The following is an 18,230-nucleotide window of genomic DNA, read 5'->3' as shown; positions in this document are numbered from 1 at the left end:
AGGACAAGAGCATGGCATTGGCAGGTTTGCTGCAGCAAAGTGCGATTATTCCGGCGATGAAGGCCAATTCCAAGAAGCAATTGCTTCAGGAGCTGGCAACAAAAGCGGCAAAGATCACCGGAATTCCGGAGCGTGAGATCTTCGACGTCATCCTTCAGCGCGAGCGGCTCGGCTCCACCGGCGTGGGCAATGGCATCGCCATCCCGCACGGCAAGCTGAAGGAGCTTTCGCAGATCACCGGCCTCTTCGCGAGGCTCGAGACTCCCGTTGACTTCGAGGCGCTGGACGACCAACCGGTCGACCTCGTCTTCCTGCTCCTGGCGCCGGAAGGCGCCGGTGCGGATCATTTGAAGGCCCTCTCCCGCATCGCCCGCGTGCTGCGCGACCCTGCAATGGTCGCAAAGCTGCGTGCCTCGGACAGCGAGAGCGCGGTCTACGCCTGCCTCAGCGAGGAACAGGCATCCAACGCGGCCTGAGGCCGCGCTCGGGGCACATACCGATTGCAGATCGAAACCGCCGCGGACAGATGTCCTGCGGCGGTTTCCGTTTGGCCGATCATGAAAAGAACTGTGGCAGCGTGGCCGCGAGCATTGCAGCGCCCGAGGCCGTCAGAAGCCCGAGCACGATGCGCCGGAAAGTCGCTTCGCTGATCCCAATGTAAATGCGGCTGCCCAGCAGCGTCGGCAGCAGCATGGCCGCGGCGACGACAGCGAACATCGGAACCATCTCGACCTTGACCACGCCGGTGGCAAGATAGATCGCCATGGTGACGCCAAGCGTCGCCAGATTGAAATTCTGGACGACCGTGCGCTGGGTGTTCTTGTCCATCTGCCGCAAGGTGCACCAGAGCGTTGGTACCGGCCCGGCGAAACCGCCAAGTCCCGCCATGACGCCGCCGATCAACCCGGCCGCGCCATCGGCCAGCCGGCCACCGAAGCGGATAGGCGGTGGCGAGCGCGAAAACAGCATGATCGGGCACCAGACGACCAGCAGCAGGCCGAGCATGGTCTTGAAAAGACGGGCATCGAGAAGCGGCAGGACCGCCACCCCGATCGGAATGCCGGCAAGACCACCGACGAGGAAAGGCAGGAGAACCGGAACCGCGAAGCCGCGCCGGACGGAGAACGCGCCGACAAGCTGACCTGTGAACGCTCCAAAGACCAGAAGCACCACAGCCAGCTCCGGTTCGACCGTCCAGGCCCAGAAGGACATGGCGACGAGGCTGAAGGCGAAGCCGGACAATCCCTGCACGAAACCCGCGACGATTGCGCCGAGTGCAATGATCCACACGGCTTCCGGCAAGGAGCTTCCTTTCGGATGGAGGATAAATGCCGATCGTCATCGGCCGGGGCGGGCATACGCGCTTGGGAGAATGCCGCACGAAGAAAGGCAGGGCAAGAAAACGCCCGCATCATTTCGGTTGCGGGCGTCTTGATCTTCGATGGCTGGTCGCGGTCAGGCCTGTGCGGTGGTTGCCTCGTCGACGGTAACCTTCGGACCGCCCTTGGAGACGCCGACCATGGCGGGCCGCAGCACGCGCTCGCCGATCACGTATCCAGCCTGCACGACCTGGACCACGGTGTTGTTGGCGACATCCGCGTTCGGCACTTCAAACATGGCCTGATGGAAATTCGGGTCGAACTTCCCGCCCATCGGATCGAGCTTGCGCACGCCGTGGCGCTCGAGCGCCGTGAGCATGGAACGCTCGGTCATCTCGACGCCTTCGGCCAGCGCCTTCAGGCCGGCATCCCCGCCTTCAAGGGCATCGGCCGGAATGGCGTCGAGCGCACGGCGCAGGTTGTCGGACACGCCGAGCATGTCGCGCGCAAAACCGGCGACGGAATAGGACTTGGCATCGGCCACGTCCCGTTCGGTGCGGCGGCGCAGGTTGTCCATCTCCGCGGCAAGGCGCAGATACCTGTCCTTGAGGTCGGCATTCTCGGCCTTGAGCACCTCGACCGGATCGGGCTCGGCGGGAACTTCGGCTTCGACGGCAGCATCCTGCGATGCGTATGCTTCAGCGGCGACCTTGTTGTCCACCGCTTCGTCAGATCCGTGTTTTTTGCTCTCGTCGGTCATGACGTACTCCGAATTGCAGATTTAAGGGTTGCGCCCGATATCGAGCTTCGAGCCTGAAAAATCAAGGGCTGACGGCCGGAATGCCGGCTAAAGCGCGTCGCGATCGTTCAGATCGCCTCGCTTCACGGCCTTGCCGCAGATCGATATCGCCAAACCGGTGCATGCTTTTGCGCGCCATGCTTCAGCGCGAAAGCCGCGACATCAACTGGGCCGTATAGTCCACCATGGGCACGATACGGGAATAGTTGAGGCGGGTGGGCCCGATGACGCCGACGGCGCCGACGATCTTCTCGTCGCTGTCCCGATAGGGTGCGACGATGAGCGAGGAACCGGAGAGCGAGAAGAGCTTGTTCTCCGAACCGATGAAGATGCGCACGCCCGGCCCCGTCTCGGCAAGGTTCAGGAGTTCGATCAGGCTGTCCTTGCGCTCCAGGTCGTCGAACAGCATGCGCAGGCGATCGATATCCTCGGCGCCCGCAAGACCTTCCAGCAGGTTCGCCCGGCCGCGCACGATGAGACGCGTCGGCTTCGCGTCGTCGAAGCCGCCGGACCAGACGGCCAGCCCGCGCTCCACGAGGTCCTGCGACAGTTTGTCGAGCGCGCTGCTGATCTCGCCGCGCAGATGCTCGAGCTGGGCGCGCGCCTCGATCAGCGTGCTGCCGCCAAGATGCGCATTGAGAAAATTGGCAGCCTCGGTGAGCTGCGAACTGGTGACGCCTGCCGGCAGCTCGATGATGCGGTTTTCCACCTGGTCGTGATCCCCGACGAGCACGACCAGCGCCTTGGTCGGTTCCAGGCGGATGAATTCGACATGCTTCAGCACGGCATCGTTCTTGGTGGTGATGACGAGACCCGCGCCGCGCGACATGCCGGAGAGCGCCTGGCTCGCCTCGTTCATCATGGTTTCGACAGCCGAATACTTCTCGCCGTGCGGGCGGACATGCCGCTCGATCGAGGCCCGGTCCTCCGCCGAAATGTTGCCGACCTGCATGAAGGCATCGACGAAGAACCGCAGGCCCAGCTGCGTCGGCAGGCGGCCGGCGCTGATATGCGGCGAATAGATGAGGCCAAGCTCTTCCAGATCGCTCATCACATTGCGCACGGAGGCCGGCGAGAGCGACATGGGCAGGATGCGCGACAGGTTGCGCGAACCGAGGGGTTCGCCGCTTTCCAGATAGCTTTCCACGATGCGGCGGAAGATTTCGCCTGAACGCTCGTCGAGCGCCGCCTGGCTGTCAGGACCCGGAGATATCTTCAAAACCATCTTTCCGCTGCAACCCTGTTATCCAATTGGAATATAGTGATTTCGCAGGCTAGCGCAAAACGGATTTTCCCGCACGCGATACCGGGAGACGCGCGACAAGGTTTTTCGTGCGCAACCGCGTCAGGACAAAAGACCCGCCGCATCGCCATTCCCTCGCCCGGCGAACTGGTCTAAAGCACTCCCACATATCTTAATGAGGAGTTCGCAATGCGGCCGTCCGGCAGAAAAACCGATCAGATGCGCAAGGTTTCCTTCGAGCGCAACATTTCCAAACATGCCGAAGGCTCTTGTCTCGTCAAGTTCGGCGACACGCATGTGCTCGTGACGGCAAGCCTCGAAGACAAGACGCCGCCGTGGCTGCGCAACAGCGGCAAGGGCTGGGTCACCGCCGAATACGGCATGCTGCCCCGCGCCACCGGCGACCGCATGCGCCGTGAGGCCGCCGCCGGCAAGCAGGGCGGACGCACGCAGGAAATCCAGCGCCTCATCGGCCGCTCGCTGCGAGCCGTCGTCGATCTCGAAGCGCTCGGCGAACGTCAGATCACCGTCGACTGCGACGTCATCCAGGCCGACGGCGGCACCCGCACGGCCGCCATTACCGGCGCCTTTGTCGCCCTTCACGACTGCCTGAAGTGGATGGAAGCCCGCAACATGATCAAGGTCGAGAAGGTCCTGAAGGACCATGTCGCCGCGATCTCCTGCGGCATCTTCGCCAGCCAGTCGGTCATCGACCTCGACTATCTGGAAGATTCCGCCGCCGAGACCGACGCCAACTTCGTCATGACCGGCTCGGGCGGCATCGTTGAAATCCAGGGCACCGCCGAAGGCAAGCCGTTCACGGAGGAGGAGTTCTCCAGCCTGATGGCGCTTGCCCGCGCCGGCATTGCCGACCTCGTGGCCATGCAGAAGCAGGCGATCGCCTGAGACAAGGCTTTCCCATGACCGCCGCGATCGAAGGTGTCCTCGAAACCGCACTCTACGCGGACGACCTCGACGCGGCGGAAGCCTTCTACGCCGGCATTCTGGGGCTGGAAAAGATCACGCGGCAGGCCAACCGCCACGTCTTCTTTCGCTGCGGCCCCGGGGTTCTCCTGATCTTCAACCCGCAGGAGACCGCCGTGCCGCCCCCGCCGCATGCGTTTCCCGTGCCTGTGCACGGCACAAGCGGCCCGGGCCATGTCTGTTTCCGCGTGCCGGGGCCAGAGCTTGATTTCTGGGTGAAAAAGCTCGAAGAAGCCGGCATCGCCATCGAAGCGGACTTCCGCTGGCCGAGCGGCGCCCGTTCCATCTATTTCCGCGACCCCGCCGGCAACAGCCTGGAATGCGCCGAGCCGGGCCTCTGGAACATCTCTTAAGGACCATCATGCGCAAGCTCGACACCAAGACGATCGTCGTCGCCAGTCACAATGCCGGAAAGATCCGCGAGATCGAAGACCTGATCAGCCCCTTCGGCTTTTCCGCCAGGTCGGCGGCGGAACTGAATTTCGCGGAACCGGACGAGACCGGCACGACCTTCGAGGAGAACGCGGCGATCAAGGCGCTTGCCTCGGCCAAGGCTTCCGGCCTGCCGGCCCTGTCCGACGATTCCGGCCTCGCCATCGATGCGCTGGGCGGCGCGCCGGGCGTCTACACGGCCAACTGGGCGGAGACGGAAGACGGCACGCGCGACTTCGCCATGGCCATGGAGAAGGTCGAGACGGCGCTGGCCGACAAGGGCGCGACCGAGACGAAGGACCGCACCGCGCGCTTCGTCTCCGTTCTCTGCCTTGCCTGGCCGGATGGTCACACCGAGCTTTTCCGCGGCGAGGTGGAAGGCCATGTCGTCTGGCCGCCGCGCGGCGGCCAGGGCTTCGGCTATGATCCCGTTTTCCAGCCGGAAGGCTATGAGACGACCTTCGGCGAGATGAGCGCCGAGGAAAAGCACGGCTGGAAGCCGGGCGATGCGAACGCCCTGTCGCACCGCGCGCGCGCCTTCAAGCTTTTCGTCGAAACCTGCCTGAAGGCCTGAGGCGCGATGACGGCGGTGCCCTTCGATATGCGGCCGAACTTTACGCCGGATCTCTCCGATCCCGGCTTCGGCATCTATGTGCACTGGCCGTTCTGTGCCGCCAAATGCCCCTATTGCGACTTCAACAGCCATGTGCGCCACCAGCCGGTCGACCAGCCGCGCTTCGTGCAGGCCTTCCTGAAGGAAATGGCGACCATGCGCCGGCTCACCGGCTCGCGCAGCGTCACCAGCATCTTCATGGGCGGCGGCACGCCATCGCTGATGGCGCCCGAGACGGTGGACGCGATCCTCAACGGCATTGCCCGCCACTGGCATGTGCCTGACGGCATCGAGATCACCATGGAGGCGAACCCCTCCAGCGTCGAGGCGGAACGTTTCCGCGGATACCGCGCCGCCGGCGTCAACCGCGTCTCGCTCGGCGTGCAGGCGCTGAACGACCGCGACCTGAAATTCCTCGGCCGGCTGCACGATGTCGCGGACGCGCTGAAGGCGATACGCCTGGCGCGCGACATCTTCCCGCGCATGTCCTTCGACCTCATCTATGCCCGCCCGAACCAGACGGTGGAGGAATGGGACCGCGAACTGAAGGAGGCGGTCTCCTATGCCGTCGACCACCTTTCGCTCTACCAGCTCACCATCGAGGAGGGCACGCCCTTCTACGGCCTTGCCAAGGCCGGCAAGCTGATCGTACCGGACGGCGAGCACTCGGCCGTGCTCTACGAGGCGACGCAGGAGATCACCGAGCGCGAGGGCATGCCCGCCTACGAGGTTTCCAACCATGCAAGGCCGGGCTCCGAGAGCCGCCACAACCTCACCTACTGGCGCTATGGCGACTATGTCGGCATCGGCCCCGGCGCCCATGGCCGCCTCTCCACGGGCGGCGCCAGGATCGCGACGGCCACCGAACGGCGGCCGGAAGGCTGGCTCAGTCTCGTGGAGGTCGAAGGCCACGGCATGATCGACCAGGAACTCTTGGAGCGCGAGGCGCAGGCGGACGAACTGCTGCTGATGGGCCTGCGCCTGAAGGAGGGCGTCGATCTCGCCCGCTGGCAGTCCCTGTCCGGCCGCGATCTCGATCCCGATCGCGAACAGTTCCTCATTGAACACGGCTTCATCGAGCGGCTCGGCAATTCGCGGCTGCGCTGCACGCCGGCCGGCATGCTGATCCTCGACGCGGTCGTCGCGGATCTCGCCTGCTGACACAGGCGGGCCGAGCAACCGTCGTCTTCCCATCGCTATCCTCAAAAGCCGACCGTCGATGGCGGTGAGCCCGACGACGTGTCGCCGCGGCCTGCCTGCTCGATCGTCTATCCGTCCGGTGCGTCCGGAGCGGCGCGCGGTCACCGCGCTCCGGCAATGGCTGATGCAGGAAACGCGCAGTAGGCTGAAACTGAAAAAGGGGCCTGACGGCCCCTTTTCCTGAAAGGCCGAGAGGCCTTGCTATTCGTTGATCAGGCGCTTCAGCAGCTCGATCTCGTGACTGAGCTTGGTGTCGCCCGAGATCAGCTCCTCGATCTTGCGCACAGCGTGCAGCACGGTCGTGTGATCGCGTCCGCCGAAGCGGCGGCCGATTTCCGGGAAGGAGCGCGGCGTCAGCGTCTTCGACAGATACATGGCGATCTGGCGCGGCTTGACGATGACGCGCGTGCGGCGGTTCGAGACCAGTTCCTGGCGCGAGACGTTGTAGTGCTTTGCCACCACGCGCTGAATGTCCTCGATGCGCACCCGGCGCGGCTCGCCGGCAGCCACCAGATGGCCGAGCAGCTCATCGACACGCTCGATCGACAGGTTCGGCTCGAAGGAGAGACGGAAGAGCAGCTGGTTGAAGGCGCCTTCCAGCTCGCGGCCGCTGGCGGTGATGCTGCGCGCCACATGGCTCAGGATATCGGCCGGGATATCGAGCGACTGGTCTTCCTGCTGCGCGACCGCAAGGCGGCGCTTGAGGATTTCGAGACGCATTTCGTAGTCCGGCGCTTCCATTTCGATGGCGACGCCACCCTGGAGGCGCGAACGCACGCGCGGGTCGAGCGATTCCAGTTCCCACGGCGCACGGTCAGCGGCGACGACGACCTGCTTGGCGGAATCGAGCAGCATGTTGAGCAGATGGCAGAACTCGTTCTGGATCGAGTTACCCTGCAGGAACTGCATGTCGTCGATGATCAGAAGGTCGATGTTGCGCAGCGTCTCCTTGAGCGACAGCGCATCATTGTCGCGGATCGCCGTTGCGAAACGCCACATGAAATATTCGGCCGTCAGATAGACGACACGCGGGTTGCGGGCGCTCGAAAGGGCCCCGAGCGCGATCGCCTGCAGAAGGTGCGTCTTGCCGAGGCCGACGCTCGAATGGATGAAGAGCGGATTGAAGCGAACGGCGCCGGCGCCGGCTTCCGCGATGGTGCGGGCCGCAGCAAGGGCGACGCGGTTCGACGTGCCCTCGACGAAGGCATCGAACGTATAACGCTGGTCGAGCGGCGAGCCGAAAAGCGGGCCGGCATGCTGGACGCGCGGCTGGGCCGCGGCGGCAACAGATGCAACCGCATTGGCGACCGACTGCGGACCGCCGGTCGAACGGCGCGACTGGGCCTGCGTTGCGGGCTGCTGCTCGCTGACGGCTTCTTCAGCCACGCCGACGCGCACGCCGCGGGTCGCGGTGCGCACCAGGATTTCCACCTTGAGGATCTCGGGATCCTCCTGCTGGAACAGGTTGGTGATGAGGTCGAGATAGCGGTTGTTGATCCAGGACTTCAGGAAGGTCGTCGGCACCGAAAGGCGCACGAGACTCTTGGAAACCGAGTGGACCTTGAGGCGACCGAACCAGCTCGCGAAGACGTCCGGTCCAACCTGCGCCTTGAGGCGCGTACTGACCCGCTCGAAAATCGCCTCCTGCTTCATATCTGATGGAACTCCCGCCGCCGCTTGCACCCCTTCTGATGGGAGCGCCTGTCGTGCATTTTCCCCGTTCGCGAATGCACCAGCCGTTCTGGCCGTATTCATCTGCATCTTGCCGCCTTTCATGCTCTATTCGCCACGTCGGCATTCCTGCCGACGCCTTTCATGTTTGCCATCACCCATCCGTGCCGAGCCATGGCCCGGTATGGGATCTGGTGCCCCGACTGCACTGGCCCCCTACCTCCAGTGCAATCCCTGTTGTTTCAAACACAAGTCGGTTCTGCACGATCCGGCTTCATACCCGATCCCGCGTTCCCGTCTGTGAGCCTCGCCGAGCGCTCCCTCGTCGAGCGTACGGCAGGCATGCCCTCAATCACCCCGGCTGTCCTCACAGCCACACCGGCGCAGCCAAAGGCCACAAAAAGCCATTTCCAGAGTGCCGGAGCACCTGGGGCTAGCTTTACCAGTTTGATGATTTTACGAAGCGGAGCCGCCCCGTTACAGGAGACAAACAACCACCGCTACCTTGTGAGGCAGTTCTTGTCGGTGATCATTTAAGGCTGTGTCCGCGCCCCCTGTGGAAACCATTTAGGCAGGATCAGGTAGCAAGATCAATCACGAATTTTACGCATAATTAAGGGCCGACCGTTGACTCGCGCGCGCCTTCCTGACTCGGAAAAGGCCCGCCTGAGGAGAATCTGTTAGGAATCAATGGCTTTGATTTCGGACCGCTTTCGAAAGCCCCGGAAAACGAAAAAAATAAAAATTCGCTTGACTCAAATTGCCGTCAAACTCCCGTGACGAAAGGATGGCAACGACAGATAACCTCCCGCAAGTAACTGAATTTAAATGATTTTCTCCGTCACTCTTTTGACACGATCGAGCCTTGCGGAATAACCATGGCAGTCACAAAAAAGCAAAGAAAAAGCCCGGCGCAAGCGCCGGGCTTTTTCTAATATTGCATAGCTCGATGGAGGCTATCAGGCCGACATCGTCTTCACGCGGCTCGCAAGACGCGAAACCTTGCGGGATGCTGTGTTGGAATGAAGCACGCCTCTCGTGGCAGCGCGCATCAGTTCCGGCTGGGCAGCCTTCAGAGCGGCGGCAGCAACAGCCTGGTCACCGGAGGCGATTGCCTCTTCGACCTTGCGGATGAAGTTGCGGACGCGCGAGCGGCGCGACTTGTTGACTGCGGTGCGCGCGGCGATCTTGCGGGTCGCCTTCTTTGCCGACGTTGTATTGGCCATGGATGCCTCTCTTCAGAAATCTGACACAAACTCCGCCCTCGCCGTGCCGGGTCACTGCGACCTGTCATCAAAGCAATTCGGGAGCAATATCGGAAAACCTCAGAATTCGGCTTTCCAAACTGTGGGCGGCGTATAGCTGGAAACCGCGAAGACGTCAACGCGGATTCTGCAAGAAACGCCGCCCGGCTGCCCCGAAGCCCCTCAACGGTGGCGGAAGACGGGCTTGCGCTTCTCGATGAAGGCCGCCATGCCCTCCTTCTGGTCCTCCGTGGCGAAGAGCGCATGGAAAAGCTGGCGCTCGGCGCGCATGCCTTCCGACAGCACCGTCTCGTAGGCACGGCTCACCGCTTCCTTGGCCATCATGGCGGCCGGCAGGGAGAAGCTGGCGATCTTCTCCGCCGCCGCCAGGGCCTCCTCCATCAGCTTCTCCGGGGCGACGACACGGGCGACGAGGCCGGAGCGCTCCGCCTCGGCCGCATCCATCATCCGGCCTGTGAGGCACAGGTCCATCGCCTTCGACTTGCCCACTGCCCGCGTCAGGCGCTGCGTGCCGCCCATGCCGGGAATGACGCCGAGCGTGATTTCCGGCTGACCGAACTTTGCCGTTTCCGACGCGATGATGAAATCGCACATCATGGCCAGCTCGCAGCCACCGCCGAGCGCAAAGCCGCTGACGGCAGCGATCATCGGCTTGCGGCTGCCGGCGACGTCATCCCAGCCGGCGGCAAGGTCCTCGACCATGGCCTCGGCAAAGCCATAGGGCTGCATTTCCTTGATATCGGCGCCAGCGGCAAAGGCTTTTTCCGAACCGGTGATGACGATGGCGCCGATGCCGGCATCCGCCTCGAAGGAGGCGAGAACGCCCCTCAGCTCGTCAAGCAGCTGGCGGTTCAGCGCGTTCAGCGCCTGCGGCCGGTTGAGCGTGACGATGCCGACGCGCCCGCGCGTCTCCACCAGCAGGGTTTCGTAAGCAGTTTCCAGGCCCATGTGCTCTCTCCTCGTGTTTGCTGTGCAATGCCGGGCGGAAAGCCGCGGCACGCTTTTCCTCGCCCTGTTCTATTTCTGGCAGACGGCGCAGCGGAAGGTCGACCGGCCGCTCTGCACGATACGGCCGATAGTGCCCGCACAGCCGGGCGTGCGGCAAGGCTCCTTCTCGCGGTCATAGACGGAAAAGGAATGCTGGAAGTAGCCGAGCGAGCCGTCGGCGCGGATATGATCGCGCAGGGTCGAGCCGCCCGCCTCGATGGCATCGGCGATCACCTCGCGGATCGCCTGCGTCAGGACGATGAGTTCCTTCTTCGGCTTGCCCGCCGCCGTCACCAGCGTTCCGGCCAGCCGCTCCGGCGAGAGGTGCGACCGCCACAGCGCCTCGCAGACATAGATGTTGCCGAGACCGGCAATGTTCTTCTGGTCGAGCAGCGCGGACTTCAGCGGTGTCTGCCGGCCGCGGAACTTGGCCGCGATGTAGTCGGCGTCCAGCGTATTGCCGGTCGGCTCGGCGCCGAGATCGCGGATGAAGGCGTGGCCGGCAAGGTCCTCGCGCCGGGCGAGATCCATGAAGCCGAACCGGCGCGGGTCGTTGTAGACGACGCGGCGCTCACCGCCCGGCGTCTCCAGATGGAAGACGACATGGTCGTGGCGCGTGTCCTTGCTGCGCGGCATCTGGAAATCGCCCGGCGTTTCGCCATCGGGCGCGGCACCCTCCACCCGGAAGGATCCGGACATGCCGAGATGCGCGATCACCACATCGCCGCCTTCCAGATCGATCAGGAGATATTTGGCGCGGCGGCCGAGCGACACGATTTGGCGGCCGGACAGCATTTCGGAGAAGGCCGGCGGAAAGGGAAAACGCAGGTCCGGGCGGCGCAGTTCCGCGCGGCGGATGCGCGAACCCTCCATGACGGGCGCGAGACCGCGCTTGACCGTTTCCACTTCCGGCAGTTCCGGCATGTCCGTCTCCTTGAAGGCGATTTAACCTTGAGCGCATTTGCCGCGGCAGGGCATTTCCCTATCGGCAATCTATGTCCTATATACCCAGCGCATCGATGCTAGGCGTGGTGTTCAGATAGCGCGCCCGATACCAATTCGCTATGGTCTTGGCGGCAAACCGGCTGCGACAGACCGGCCCATGGAGACGACGATGACGGAACAGCGCACATCCGCAGACGGCGGCATGGAAACCTCCTATGGCTTCCGGCAGGTCGGCGAAGGCGAAAAGCAGGCGCTCGTCAACGACGTCTTCCACAAGGTCGCCAAGCGCTACGACATCATGAACGACGTCATGTCCGCCGGCCTGCACCGGGCCTGGAAGGACGCCATGATCGCGAGCCTCAACCCGCGCAAGGATCCGTCCTACAAGGTGCTGGACGTTGCCGGCGGCACGGGCGACATCGCCTTCCGCATCGTGGAGGCCTCCGACCGCCTGGCGCACGCGACCGTGCTCGACATCAACGGCTCGATGCTCGGCGTCGGCGCGGACCGCGCGGCCAAGAAGGGCCTTGCCGCCAATCTCGATTTCGTCGAGGCCAATGCGGAGGAGCTTCCGTTCGAAAGCGGCCTGTTCGACGCCTATACGATCGCCTTCGGCATCCGCAACGTGCCGCGCATCGATGTGGCGCTGTCGGAAGCCTACCGCGTGCTGAAGCGCGGCGGCCGGCTGCTCGTGCTCGAATTTTCCGAGGTGGAGATGCCGCTGCTCGACAAGGTCTATGACACCTGGTCGTTCAAGGCGATCCCGCAGTTCGGCAAGATGATCACCGGCGATGCGGAGCCCTACCAGTATCTCGTGGAATCGATCCGCAAGTTCCCCAATCAGCAGGATTTTGCCGCGATGATCCGCACCGCCGGCTTTTCGCGCGTCAATTTCACCAATTATACGGGCGGCATCGCAGCACTGCATTCGGGCTGGAAGCTCTGAGCATGCCCCTCCCCTCTTCCAAGGATAGCCTTCCCGCATGAGCGTTATCGGCGCCTATCTTCGCCTTGCCCGCGTGGGCTGGGTTCTCATGCGCGAGGGTGTCGTCTCGGCGCTTCCGACCGAAGGCATGCCGCCGCTCGCGCGCACCGCGCACACCGTTGCCGGCCTGTTCGAGCGCCGCAAGGCTGCCCGCGAACAGCGCGGCGACCGGCTTGCCCGCGCGATCGAACGCCTTGGCCCCTCCTATGTGAAGATGGGCCAGTTCCTGGCGACCCGGCCTGACGTGGTGGGCGCCGAGATCGCCGTCGAGCTTTCAGCCCTTCAGGACCGCATGGCGACCTTCCCGCACGAGGCGGCGGTTGCCACGATCGAGGGCTCGCTCGGCCGCACGCTCGACGATCTCTATGCAGAATTCGGCGAACCCGTCGCCGCAGCCTCCATCGCGCAGGTCCACCCCGCGCTTGTACGCGATGCGACCGGCGAGCGCCGCGTCGCGGTAAAAGTCATCCGTCCCGGCGTGCGGCAGCGTTTTGCCCATGACCTTGAGGCGATGTATGCCGCCGCCCGACTTCAGGAGAAGATGCTGCCCAACACCCGCCGGCTGAAGCCGGTGGAGGTGACGCGCACGCTGGAGCAGACGACGAAGGTCGAGATGGACCTCCGGCTGGAGGCCGCCGCCCTTTCCGAACTGGGCGAGAACACCCTGAACGATCCCGGCTTCCGCGTGCCGAAAGTCGACTGGGAGCGTACGGGACGCGATGTCGTCACCATGGAGTGGATCGACGGCACCAAGATGTCGGATGTCGAGGGGTTGCGCGCCGCCGGTCACGATCTCGACAAGCTCGCCGACACGCTGATCCAGTCCTTCCTGCGCCACACGCTGCGCGACGGCTTCTTCCATGCCGACATGCATCAGGGCAATCTCTTCGTCGACCCGCAAGGCATAATCGTCGCCGTCGACATGGGCATCGTCGGCCGGCTCGGCAAGAAGGAGCGCCGCTTCCTCGCCGAAATCCTCTACGGCTTCATCACGCGTGACTACCAGCGCGTCGCCGACGTGCATTTCGAGGCGGGCTACGTCCCCTCGCATCACGACACGGCAAGCTTCGCCCAGGCGATCCGCGCCATCGGCGAGCCGATCCACGGCCAGCCGGCCGAAACCATCTCCATGGCCAAGCTGCTGACCCTGCTGTTCGAAGTGACGGAACTCTTCGACATGGAGACCCGCACCGAACTCGTCATGCTGCAGAAGACCATGGTGGTGGTGGAAGGCGTGTCGCGCACGCTGAACCCGCGCTTCAACATGTGGAAGGCCTCCGAGGGCGTCGTCGGCGACTGGATCCGCGACAATCTCGGCCCCAAGCGCCTTCTGACCGATCTGCGTGACGGCGCCCATGCGGCCCTGCGACTGGCGGAAGCCGTGCCGGAAATCGCCATCAAGGCGGAGAAGTTCTCACAGGACCTGACCTCCATGGCCGAGCGGGGCCTGCGGTTCGATCCGGAAACCGCCGAGGCAATCGGCCGCTCGGAAGCCCGCCACAGCCGTTCCGGCCGCCTCGCGCTCTGGGTCATCGCCGCGACGCTCGTCTACATCGCCTGGAAGCTCGCCTGACCGGCTCGCGCTTGACCGGCGCCGGCCCGGCGCTAGTCTCTTGTCGATGACAGAAGAGCCCTTGATCGCCACCGAACCGCAACCCTTCATCGAACGGGTGCGCCGGCAACTGCGCGGGCTCTATTTCGGACGCGACCGGGAGGCGCTCCGCTTCCAGGTCGCCATGCTGCTGGTCGATATCGCGATCCTCGGCTTCTTCATTGCCGGACCGTATCTGCGCACCGGCTCGGCCTATGTCGTCGTCGACTATTTCATCGCGGCCATCATTGCCTTCGAGCTGGCGGCGCGCGCGCTGATTGCGCCCAACCTTCGCTATTGGGCGCTGCGGCCGATGACCTGGGTGGACATCGTCATCCTCGGTACGCTGCTTTTCCCGAACCAGCTGCACAATTTCGCGTTTCTGCGGGTCCTGCGCATCTGGGCGATCAGCCAGAGCAAGCTCCTGACACTCATGCTGCACCGGACCGGCAATGGCGACAAGGAGGACATCATCCAGGCCTGCGCCAATTTCCTCGTCTTCCTCTTTCTCGTTACCGGCTTCGTCTACAGCAATTTCTTCTACGGCGCGGAGGGGTTTGCGGGCTTTGTCGACGCGCTCTACTTCACGGTCGCGACCGTCACCACCACGGGCTTCGGCGACATCGTCCTGCCCGGCACGCCCGGCAAGCTCACCGCCATCGTCACCATGATCGTCGGCATTTCACTCTTCGTGCGGCTCGCGCAGGCGATCGTCAAACCCTACAAGGCCATCTTCCCCTGCCCGCAATGCGGCCTCTCCCGGCACGACGCCGATGCCGTGCACTGCAAGGCCTGCGGCCACGTGCTGAAAATTCCCGACGAAGGCGCCTGACCCGCCCGCCTGAAACGGCTTGGAAAAGCCCTTTCAACGGGATAGGACGTTTTGAAAGCCCTTCACGGGCCGATCATGCGCCTCAGAGCCCGGGACCCGCCATGCCGCTTGCAGGAAAACGCATCCTCCTCGTCATCTCCGGCGGCATCGCCGCCTACAAGAGCCTCGACCTCATCCGCCGCCTGCGCGAGCGGGGCGCGGAGGTGCGGCCCGTCATGACCGCCGGGGCGCAGCAATTCGTCACGCCGCTTGCCGTCGGCGCGCTTTCGGCCGGCCATGTCTATACGGATCTGTTTTCCCGCGAGGACGAGCAGGATGTCGGTCATATCCGGCTGGCGCGCGACTGCGATCTCATCGTCGTCGCCCCGGCGACCGCCGACCTGATGGCCAAGATGGCGAACGGCCTTGCCGACGACCTCGCCTCGACCCTGCTCCTCGCCACCGACCGGCCGGTGCTGCTGGCGCCTGCCATGAACCCGAAAATGTGGTCGCATCCCGCCACCCAACGCAATGTCGAGACGCTACGCGGCGACGGCCTGTCCTTCGTCGGCCCCAATGCCGGCGAGATGGCGGAGGGCGGCGAGGCGGGCCTTGGCCGCATGGCCGAGCCGCTTGAAATCGTCGCGGCAGCGGAGACCCTGGTCGATGGCGGGGCAAGGCCGCTCGCCGGCCGCACGGCCATCGTGACCTCCGGCCCGACCCATGAGCCGATCGACCCTGTGCGCTACATCGCCAACCGCTCCTCCGGCCGGCAGGGCCATGCCATTGCCACAGCCCTTGCCCGGCTGGGCGCCGAGGTAACGCTGGTCTCCGGCCCCGTCACGCTGCCGGACCCGCCGGGCGTGACCGTCGTGAAAGTGGAACGGGCCGAGGAGATGCTGCAGGCGGTGCTTGGCGCTCTGCCGTCGGATATCGCCGTCATGGTCGCCGCCGTCGCCGACTGGCGCGTCGCGACGGCGAACACGGAAAAAATCAAGAAAAAGCCGGGCGAAGGCCCGCCGCCGCTGATGCTGGCCGAAAACCCGGACATCCTCAAGACCGTCGGCCATCATGCCAAGCGCCCGAGGGTCGTCGTCGGCTTTGCCGCCGAAACGCAGGATGTGGAGAGCAACGGCCGGGTGAAGCTGCAGAAGAAGGGTGCCGACCTGATCGTCGCGAACGATGTTTCGCCCGAAACCGGCATCATGGGCGGCGCGCGCAACAGCGTGAAGCTGATCACGGCAGCCGGCGTCGAGCAATGGCCGGACCTGACGAAGGACGACGTTGCCGACCGTCTTGCCGGCTGGATAGCCGAACGGCTTACTTGACGAGGGCGAGCCTGGTTTCCATCGCGCCTGCCGGACGACCGGCCGGCGAGAAGATGCGCACGTCCACACCGTTTTCCCCGAGCACCACCGCGCTGCCGTCCGGGATTTCGACCCAGGCTTCCGTGTCGTCGTTCAGCGGCTCGGAAACGAGGCAGTAACCGCCCGTCCCGCCCATCGGCGCGGCATAAAGCGTCGGCGCGGCATAGTCCGTCGCATAGCGCACCGCATAGAGTTGGTCGCCGTCGGTGAAAGCGGCCGTGAAGCGGACGAGCACACGGCATTCCAGATGGGCGGCCAACCGCTCCACGAAGGCGATCGTCTCGGCCATGGCGCCGAGCGGGTCGCGGGCGAGGCCGAATTGCAGCGCCAACAGGAACAGCAGCTCGGAATCCGTCGAGCCGGTGCGGGCGTTGTAGAGGTCGTTGTCGAGCATGGTTTCGAGCGGCCGGCGCAGCTGCTCGAAATCGGCGATCTGGCCATTGTGCATGAAGGACCAGATGCCGTTGACGAAGGGGTGGCAATTGTCGCGCCGCGTGCCGCCGCCGGTTGCCGCGCGCACATGGGCAAGGAAGAGCGGGGAGCGGACCTGCCGGGCGATGCTGCGCAGGTTGCAGTCCGACCAGGCCGGCAGGATATCGCGATAGCGTCCGGGCTCCGGACGCTCGCCGTACCAGGCGATGCCGAAGCCATCGCCGTTCGTCGCCGTCTTGGCGCGAGTGGCGCAATGGGACTGTTCGATGAGCGAGTGAGCCGGCGAGGACACCAGTTCCTCGAGATAGAGCGGCTCTCCGCGATAGGCTGCCCAACGGCACATGACGCTATTCCCGCTTCAAGAGACCGGCACGAGCCGGAGTTGGATACGATGCATTAACCATGGCACTGCCCGGATTTTCAACGCAAATGGGTAAAATTGCGTTAACGAATGTAAACAGGCCGAAACCATGCGTGTCATTCTTATGACATCGACCAAAGCCGGCAGTTTCCGGCGGAACAGCCATTTGCGCCAGCTGTTGACGGCACGGCATCAGCCTCTATCCTCATTCTCGCAAGATGGAGGACAGCGGGCATGCTGATCGACGGGCAATGCCACTACGGCTTCGCGGTCTACGAGGCCGACTGGCTCTGCGAGAAGCGGGATTGAACCGTGGCGACAGGGCGCTTCCAGATCGTCAGAACGGGGATAGACGGCATCGAGGCCGTGACGGCCGACAGCCGGCATAGTTTTGCCCGGCACACGCATGACACCTACGGCATCGGCATCGTGGAGCGCGGCGCACAGGTATCGGCGAGCGGACGCGGCATGGTCGAGGCAGAAGCCGGCAACACGATCACCGTCAATCCCGGCGAGGTGCATGACGGCGCGCCGCTCGGCGATGCCCCGCGCGCCTGGCGCATGCTCTACCTGCAGCCTGCCATCGTGGCGGCGGCGGCGCAGGATATTTTCGACGGCAGGCCGCGCGAGGAATTTCATGCACCGGTGCTGGAAGATCGGCGCATTGCCGGGCTGGTTTCGGCGACCCTTGCGATCCTGCTGGACCGGAACGCGGCACGTCTCGGCCGCGACGAGCGCCTTTTCCTGCTGCTGGCCGCCGTGCTGCGCGAGCAGGCGCCGCATGAGAGCCCTGCCGCATCCCCCATCGGCCGCGTCCGCGACCGGCTCGACGACGATCCGGCCTCGGCCGTGACGCTGGAGGATCTCGCTGCGGAAAGCGGCCTCGGCCGTTTCCGGCTGGTGCGCGATTTCGCCCGCATCACCGGCCTGACGCCGCATGCCTACCTGCTCCAGCGCCGCACGGAGCTGGCGCGCCGGCTGATCGCCCTTGGCAGGCCGCTTGCCGAAGCCGCCGTCGAGGCGGGCTTTGCCGACCAGAGCCACATGACGCGCAATTTCACGCGGCGCTACGGCTATACGCCCGGCGCCTATCTTTCCGCCCGCGCCTGACGCCAGGGCAATTCCGGTGAAAGCCGGTTCATCGCAACTGCTTGAGGGTTTTGTTTTGCCGCATTGTCCGGCGTCGAAGCGATGCCGCTTCGACTGGAGTGCTCCAGCAATTTCG

General features: G+C 64.4%; 18 protein-coding genes. 10 read left to right on the top strand and 8 right to left on the bottom strand.

Annotated features, from left to right (window positions below):
• The first annotated feature begins 11 nt into the window (after positions 1-11).
• Complete coding sequence (gene ptsN, locus WA950_RS06560) at positions 12-476, top strand: PTS IIA-like nitrogen regulatory protein PtsN (RefSeq protein WP_424550996.1); 465 nt, start codon at positions 12-14, stop codon at positions 474-476.
• 79 nt (positions 477-555) lie between these two features.
• Here ptsN and WA950_RS06555 read toward each other — a convergent pair whose 3' ends face one another.
• The 3 genes from WA950_RS06555 to hrcA form a co-directional block, all read right to left on the bottom strand.
• The gene (locus tag WA950_RS06555; protein WP_424550885.1) at positions 556-1,302 is read right to left on the bottom strand and encodes a sulfite exporter TauE/SafE family protein; all 747 of its coding nucleotides are present in this window, start codon (positions 1,300-1,302) and stop codon (positions 556-558) included.
• Positions 1,303-1,455: 153 nt separating this feature from the next.
• On the bottom strand, positions 1,456-2,079 hold the full coding sequence (gene grpE, locus WA950_RS06550; protein ID WP_424550884.1) for a nucleotide exchange factor GrpE: 624 nt from the start codon (positions 2,077-2,079) through the stop codon (positions 1,456-1,458).
• Positions 2,080-2,260: 181 nt separating this feature from the next.
• Positions 2,261-3,337 carry a heat-inducible transcriptional repressor HrcA gene (gene hrcA, locus WA950_RS06545; protein WP_424550883.1) on the bottom strand — a complete coding sequence of 359 codons (1,077 nt, stop codon included), beginning with the start codon at positions 3,335-3,337 and terminating at the stop codon, positions 2,261-2,263.
• 213 nt (positions 3,338-3,550) lie between these two features.
• Here hrcA and rph point away from each other — a divergent pair, with 213 nt between their 5' ends.
• From rph to hemW, 4 genes are read left to right on the top strand one after another with little or no spacing between them, the layout of a single operon-like run.
• A complete protein-coding gene (gene rph, locus WA950_RS06540) occupies positions 3,551-4,267 on the top strand; it encodes a ribonuclease PH (protein WP_424550882.1) in 717 nt (238 codons plus the stop codon).
• 14 nt (positions 4,268-4,281) lie between these two features.
• Positions 4,282-4,698, top strand: a complete 417-nt coding sequence (locus tag WA950_RS06535) for a VOC family protein (protein WP_424550881.1) — start codon at positions 4,282-4,284, stop codon at positions 4,696-4,698.
• Between the two features lie 8 nt (positions 4,699-4,706).
• Positions 4,707-5,351, top strand: coding sequence for an RdgB/HAM1 family non-canonical purine NTP pyrophosphatase (rdgB, locus tag WA950_RS06530; protein ID WP_424550880.1), 645 nt, complete (start codon positions 4,707-4,709; stop codon positions 5,349-5,351).
• A 6-nt stretch (positions 5,352-5,357) separates the two neighbouring features.
• Positions 5,358-6,551: a radical SAM family heme chaperone HemW gene (hemW, locus tag WA950_RS06525; protein ID WP_424550879.1), complete on the top strand. Its 1,194-nt coding sequence runs from the start codon at positions 5,358-5,360 to the stop codon at positions 6,549-6,551.
• Positions 6,552-6,791: 240 nt separating this feature from the next.
• Here the strand turns inward: hemW and dnaA are convergent, their stop codons facing one another.
• From dnaA to mutM, 4 genes are all read right to left on the bottom strand, one after another.
• Positions 6,792-8,351 carry a chromosomal replication initiator protein DnaA gene (gene dnaA, locus WA950_RS06520; protein WP_424550878.1) on the bottom strand — a complete coding sequence of 520 codons (1,560 nt, stop codon included), beginning with the start codon at positions 8,349-8,351 and terminating at the stop codon, positions 6,792-6,794.
• Between the two features lie 869 nt (positions 8,352-9,220).
• Positions 9,221-9,487, bottom strand: a complete 267-nt coding sequence (gene rpsT, locus WA950_RS06515) for a 30S ribosomal protein S20 (protein ID WP_424550877.1) — start codon at positions 9,485-9,487, stop codon at positions 9,221-9,223.
• Positions 9,488-9,688: 201 nt separating this feature from the next.
• Positions 9,689-10,474 carry an enoyl-CoA hydratase gene (locus WA950_RS06510; RefSeq protein WP_424550876.1) on the bottom strand — a complete coding sequence of 262 codons (786 nt, stop codon included), beginning with the start codon at positions 10,472-10,474 and terminating at the stop codon, positions 9,689-9,691.
• A gap of 69 nt (positions 10,475-10,543) precedes the next feature.
• Complete coding sequence (gene mutM, locus WA950_RS06505; protein ID WP_424550875.1) at positions 10,544-11,437, bottom strand: bifunctional DNA-formamidopyrimidine glycosylase/DNA-(apurinic or apyrimidinic site) lyase; 894 nt, start codon at positions 11,435-11,437, stop codon at positions 10,544-10,546.
• A 190-nt stretch (positions 11,438-11,627) separates the two neighbouring features.
• On the opposite strand from mutM, the gene ubiE reads away from it, so the two are divergent.
• The 4 genes from ubiE to coaBC all read left to right on the top strand — a co-directional run bounded on the left by ubiE (position 11,628) and on the right by coaBC (position 16,173).
• Complete coding sequence (gene ubiE, locus WA950_RS06500) at positions 11,628-12,404, top strand: bifunctional demethylmenaquinone methyltransferase/2-methoxy-6-polyprenyl-1,4-benzoquinol methylase UbiE (RefSeq protein ID WP_424550874.1); 777 nt, start codon at positions 11,628-11,630, stop codon at positions 12,402-12,404.
• A 37-nt stretch (positions 12,405-12,441) separates the two neighbouring features.
• On the top strand, positions 12,442-14,016 hold the full coding sequence (gene ubiB / locus WA950_RS06495) for a 2-polyprenylphenol 6-hydroxylase (RefSeq protein ID WP_424550873.1): 1,575 nt from the start codon (positions 12,442-12,444) through the stop codon (positions 14,014-14,016).
• Between the two features lie 46 nt (positions 14,017-14,062).
• Complete coding sequence (locus WA950_RS06490; RefSeq protein WP_424550995.1) at positions 14,063-14,866, top strand: potassium channel family protein; 804 nt, start codon at positions 14,063-14,065, stop codon at positions 14,864-14,866.
• A gap of 101 nt (positions 14,867-14,967) precedes the next feature.
• Positions 14,968-16,173: a bifunctional phosphopantothenoylcysteine decarboxylase/phosphopantothenate--cysteine ligase CoaBC gene (gene coaBC / locus WA950_RS06485; RefSeq protein ID WP_424550872.1), complete on the top strand. Its 1,206-nt coding sequence runs from the start codon at positions 14,968-14,970 to the stop codon at positions 16,171-16,173.
• Here coaBC and WA950_RS06480 read toward each other — a convergent pair.
• On the bottom strand, positions 16,166-16,987 hold the full coding sequence (locus WA950_RS06480; protein ID WP_424550871.1) for a class II glutamine amidotransferase: 822 nt from the start codon (positions 16,985-16,987) through the stop codon (positions 16,166-16,168). The two genes, coaBC and WA950_RS06480, sit on opposite strands and share 8 nt — an antisense overlap.
• Positions 16,988-17,317: 330 nt before the next feature.
• Here WA950_RS06480 and WA950_RS06475 point away from each other — a divergent pair, with 330 nt between their 5' ends.
• On the top strand, positions 17,318-18,115 hold the full coding sequence (locus WA950_RS06475) for an AraC family transcriptional regulator (RefSeq protein WP_424550870.1): 798 nt from the start codon (positions 17,318-17,320) through the stop codon (positions 18,113-18,115).
• The last annotated feature ends 115 nt before the right edge of the window (positions 18,116-18,230 follow it).

The sequence above is a fragment of the Shinella sp. genome (assembly GCF_049651085.1).
Lineage (GTDB): Bacteria > Pseudomonadota > Alphaproteobacteria > Rhizobiales > Rhizobiaceae > Shinella.
This window is presented reverse-complemented; position numbering and strand designations above follow the sequence as displayed.

Coding starts and splice junctions, on each gene's coding strand:
- ptsN (WP_424550996.1), top strand. CDS start 12: ATGGCATTGGCAGGTTTGCTGCAGCAAAGTGCGATTATTCCGGCGATG.
- grpE (WP_424550884.1), bottom strand. CDS start 2,079: ATGACCGACGAGAGCAAAAAACACGGATCTGACGAAGCGGTGGACAAC.
- rph (WP_424550882.1), top strand. CDS start 3,551: ATGCGGCCGTCCGGCAGAAAAACCGATCAGATGCGCAAGGTTTCCTTC.
- WA950_RS06535 (WP_424550881.1), top strand. CDS start 4,282: ATGACCGCCGCGATCGAAGGTGTCCTCGAAACCGCACTCTACGCGGAC.
- rdgB (WP_424550880.1), top strand. CDS start 4,707: ATGCGCAAGCTCGACACCAAGACGATCGTCGTCGCCAGTCACAATGCC.
- hemW (WP_424550879.1), top strand. CDS start 5,358: ATGACGGCGGTGCCCTTCGATATGCGGCCGAACTTTACGCCGGATCTC.
- dnaA (WP_424550878.1), bottom strand. CDS start 8,351: ATGCAGATGAATACGGCCAGAACGGCTGGTGCATTCGCGAACGGGGAA.
- rpsT (WP_424550877.1), bottom strand. CDS start 9,487: ATGGCCAATACAACGTCGGCAAAGAAGGCGACCCGCAAGATCGCCGCG.
- WA950_RS06510 (WP_424550876.1), bottom strand. CDS start 10,474: ATGGGCCTGGAAACTGCTTACGAAACCCTGCTGGTGGAGACGCGCGGG.
- mutM (WP_424550875.1), bottom strand. CDS start 11,437: ATGCCGGAACTGCCGGAAGTGGAAACGGTCAAGCGCGGTCTCGCGCCC.
- ubiE (WP_424550874.1), top strand. CDS start 11,628: ATGACGGAACAGCGCACATCCGCAGACGGCGGCATGGAAACCTCCTAT.
- ubiB (WP_424550873.1), top strand. CDS start 12,442: ATGAGCGTTATCGGCGCCTATCTTCGCCTTGCCCGCGTGGGCTGGGTT.
- WA950_RS06490 (WP_424550995.1), top strand. CDS start 14,063: ATGACAGAAGAGCCCTTGATCGCCACCGAACCGCAACCCTTCATCGAA.
- coaBC (WP_424550872.1), top strand. CDS start 14,968: ATGCCGCTTGCAGGAAAACGCATCCTCCTCGTCATCTCCGGCGGCATC.
- WA950_RS06480 (WP_424550871.1), bottom strand. CDS start 16,987: ATGTGCCGTTGGGCAGCCTATCGCGGAGAGCCGCTCTATCTCGAGGAA.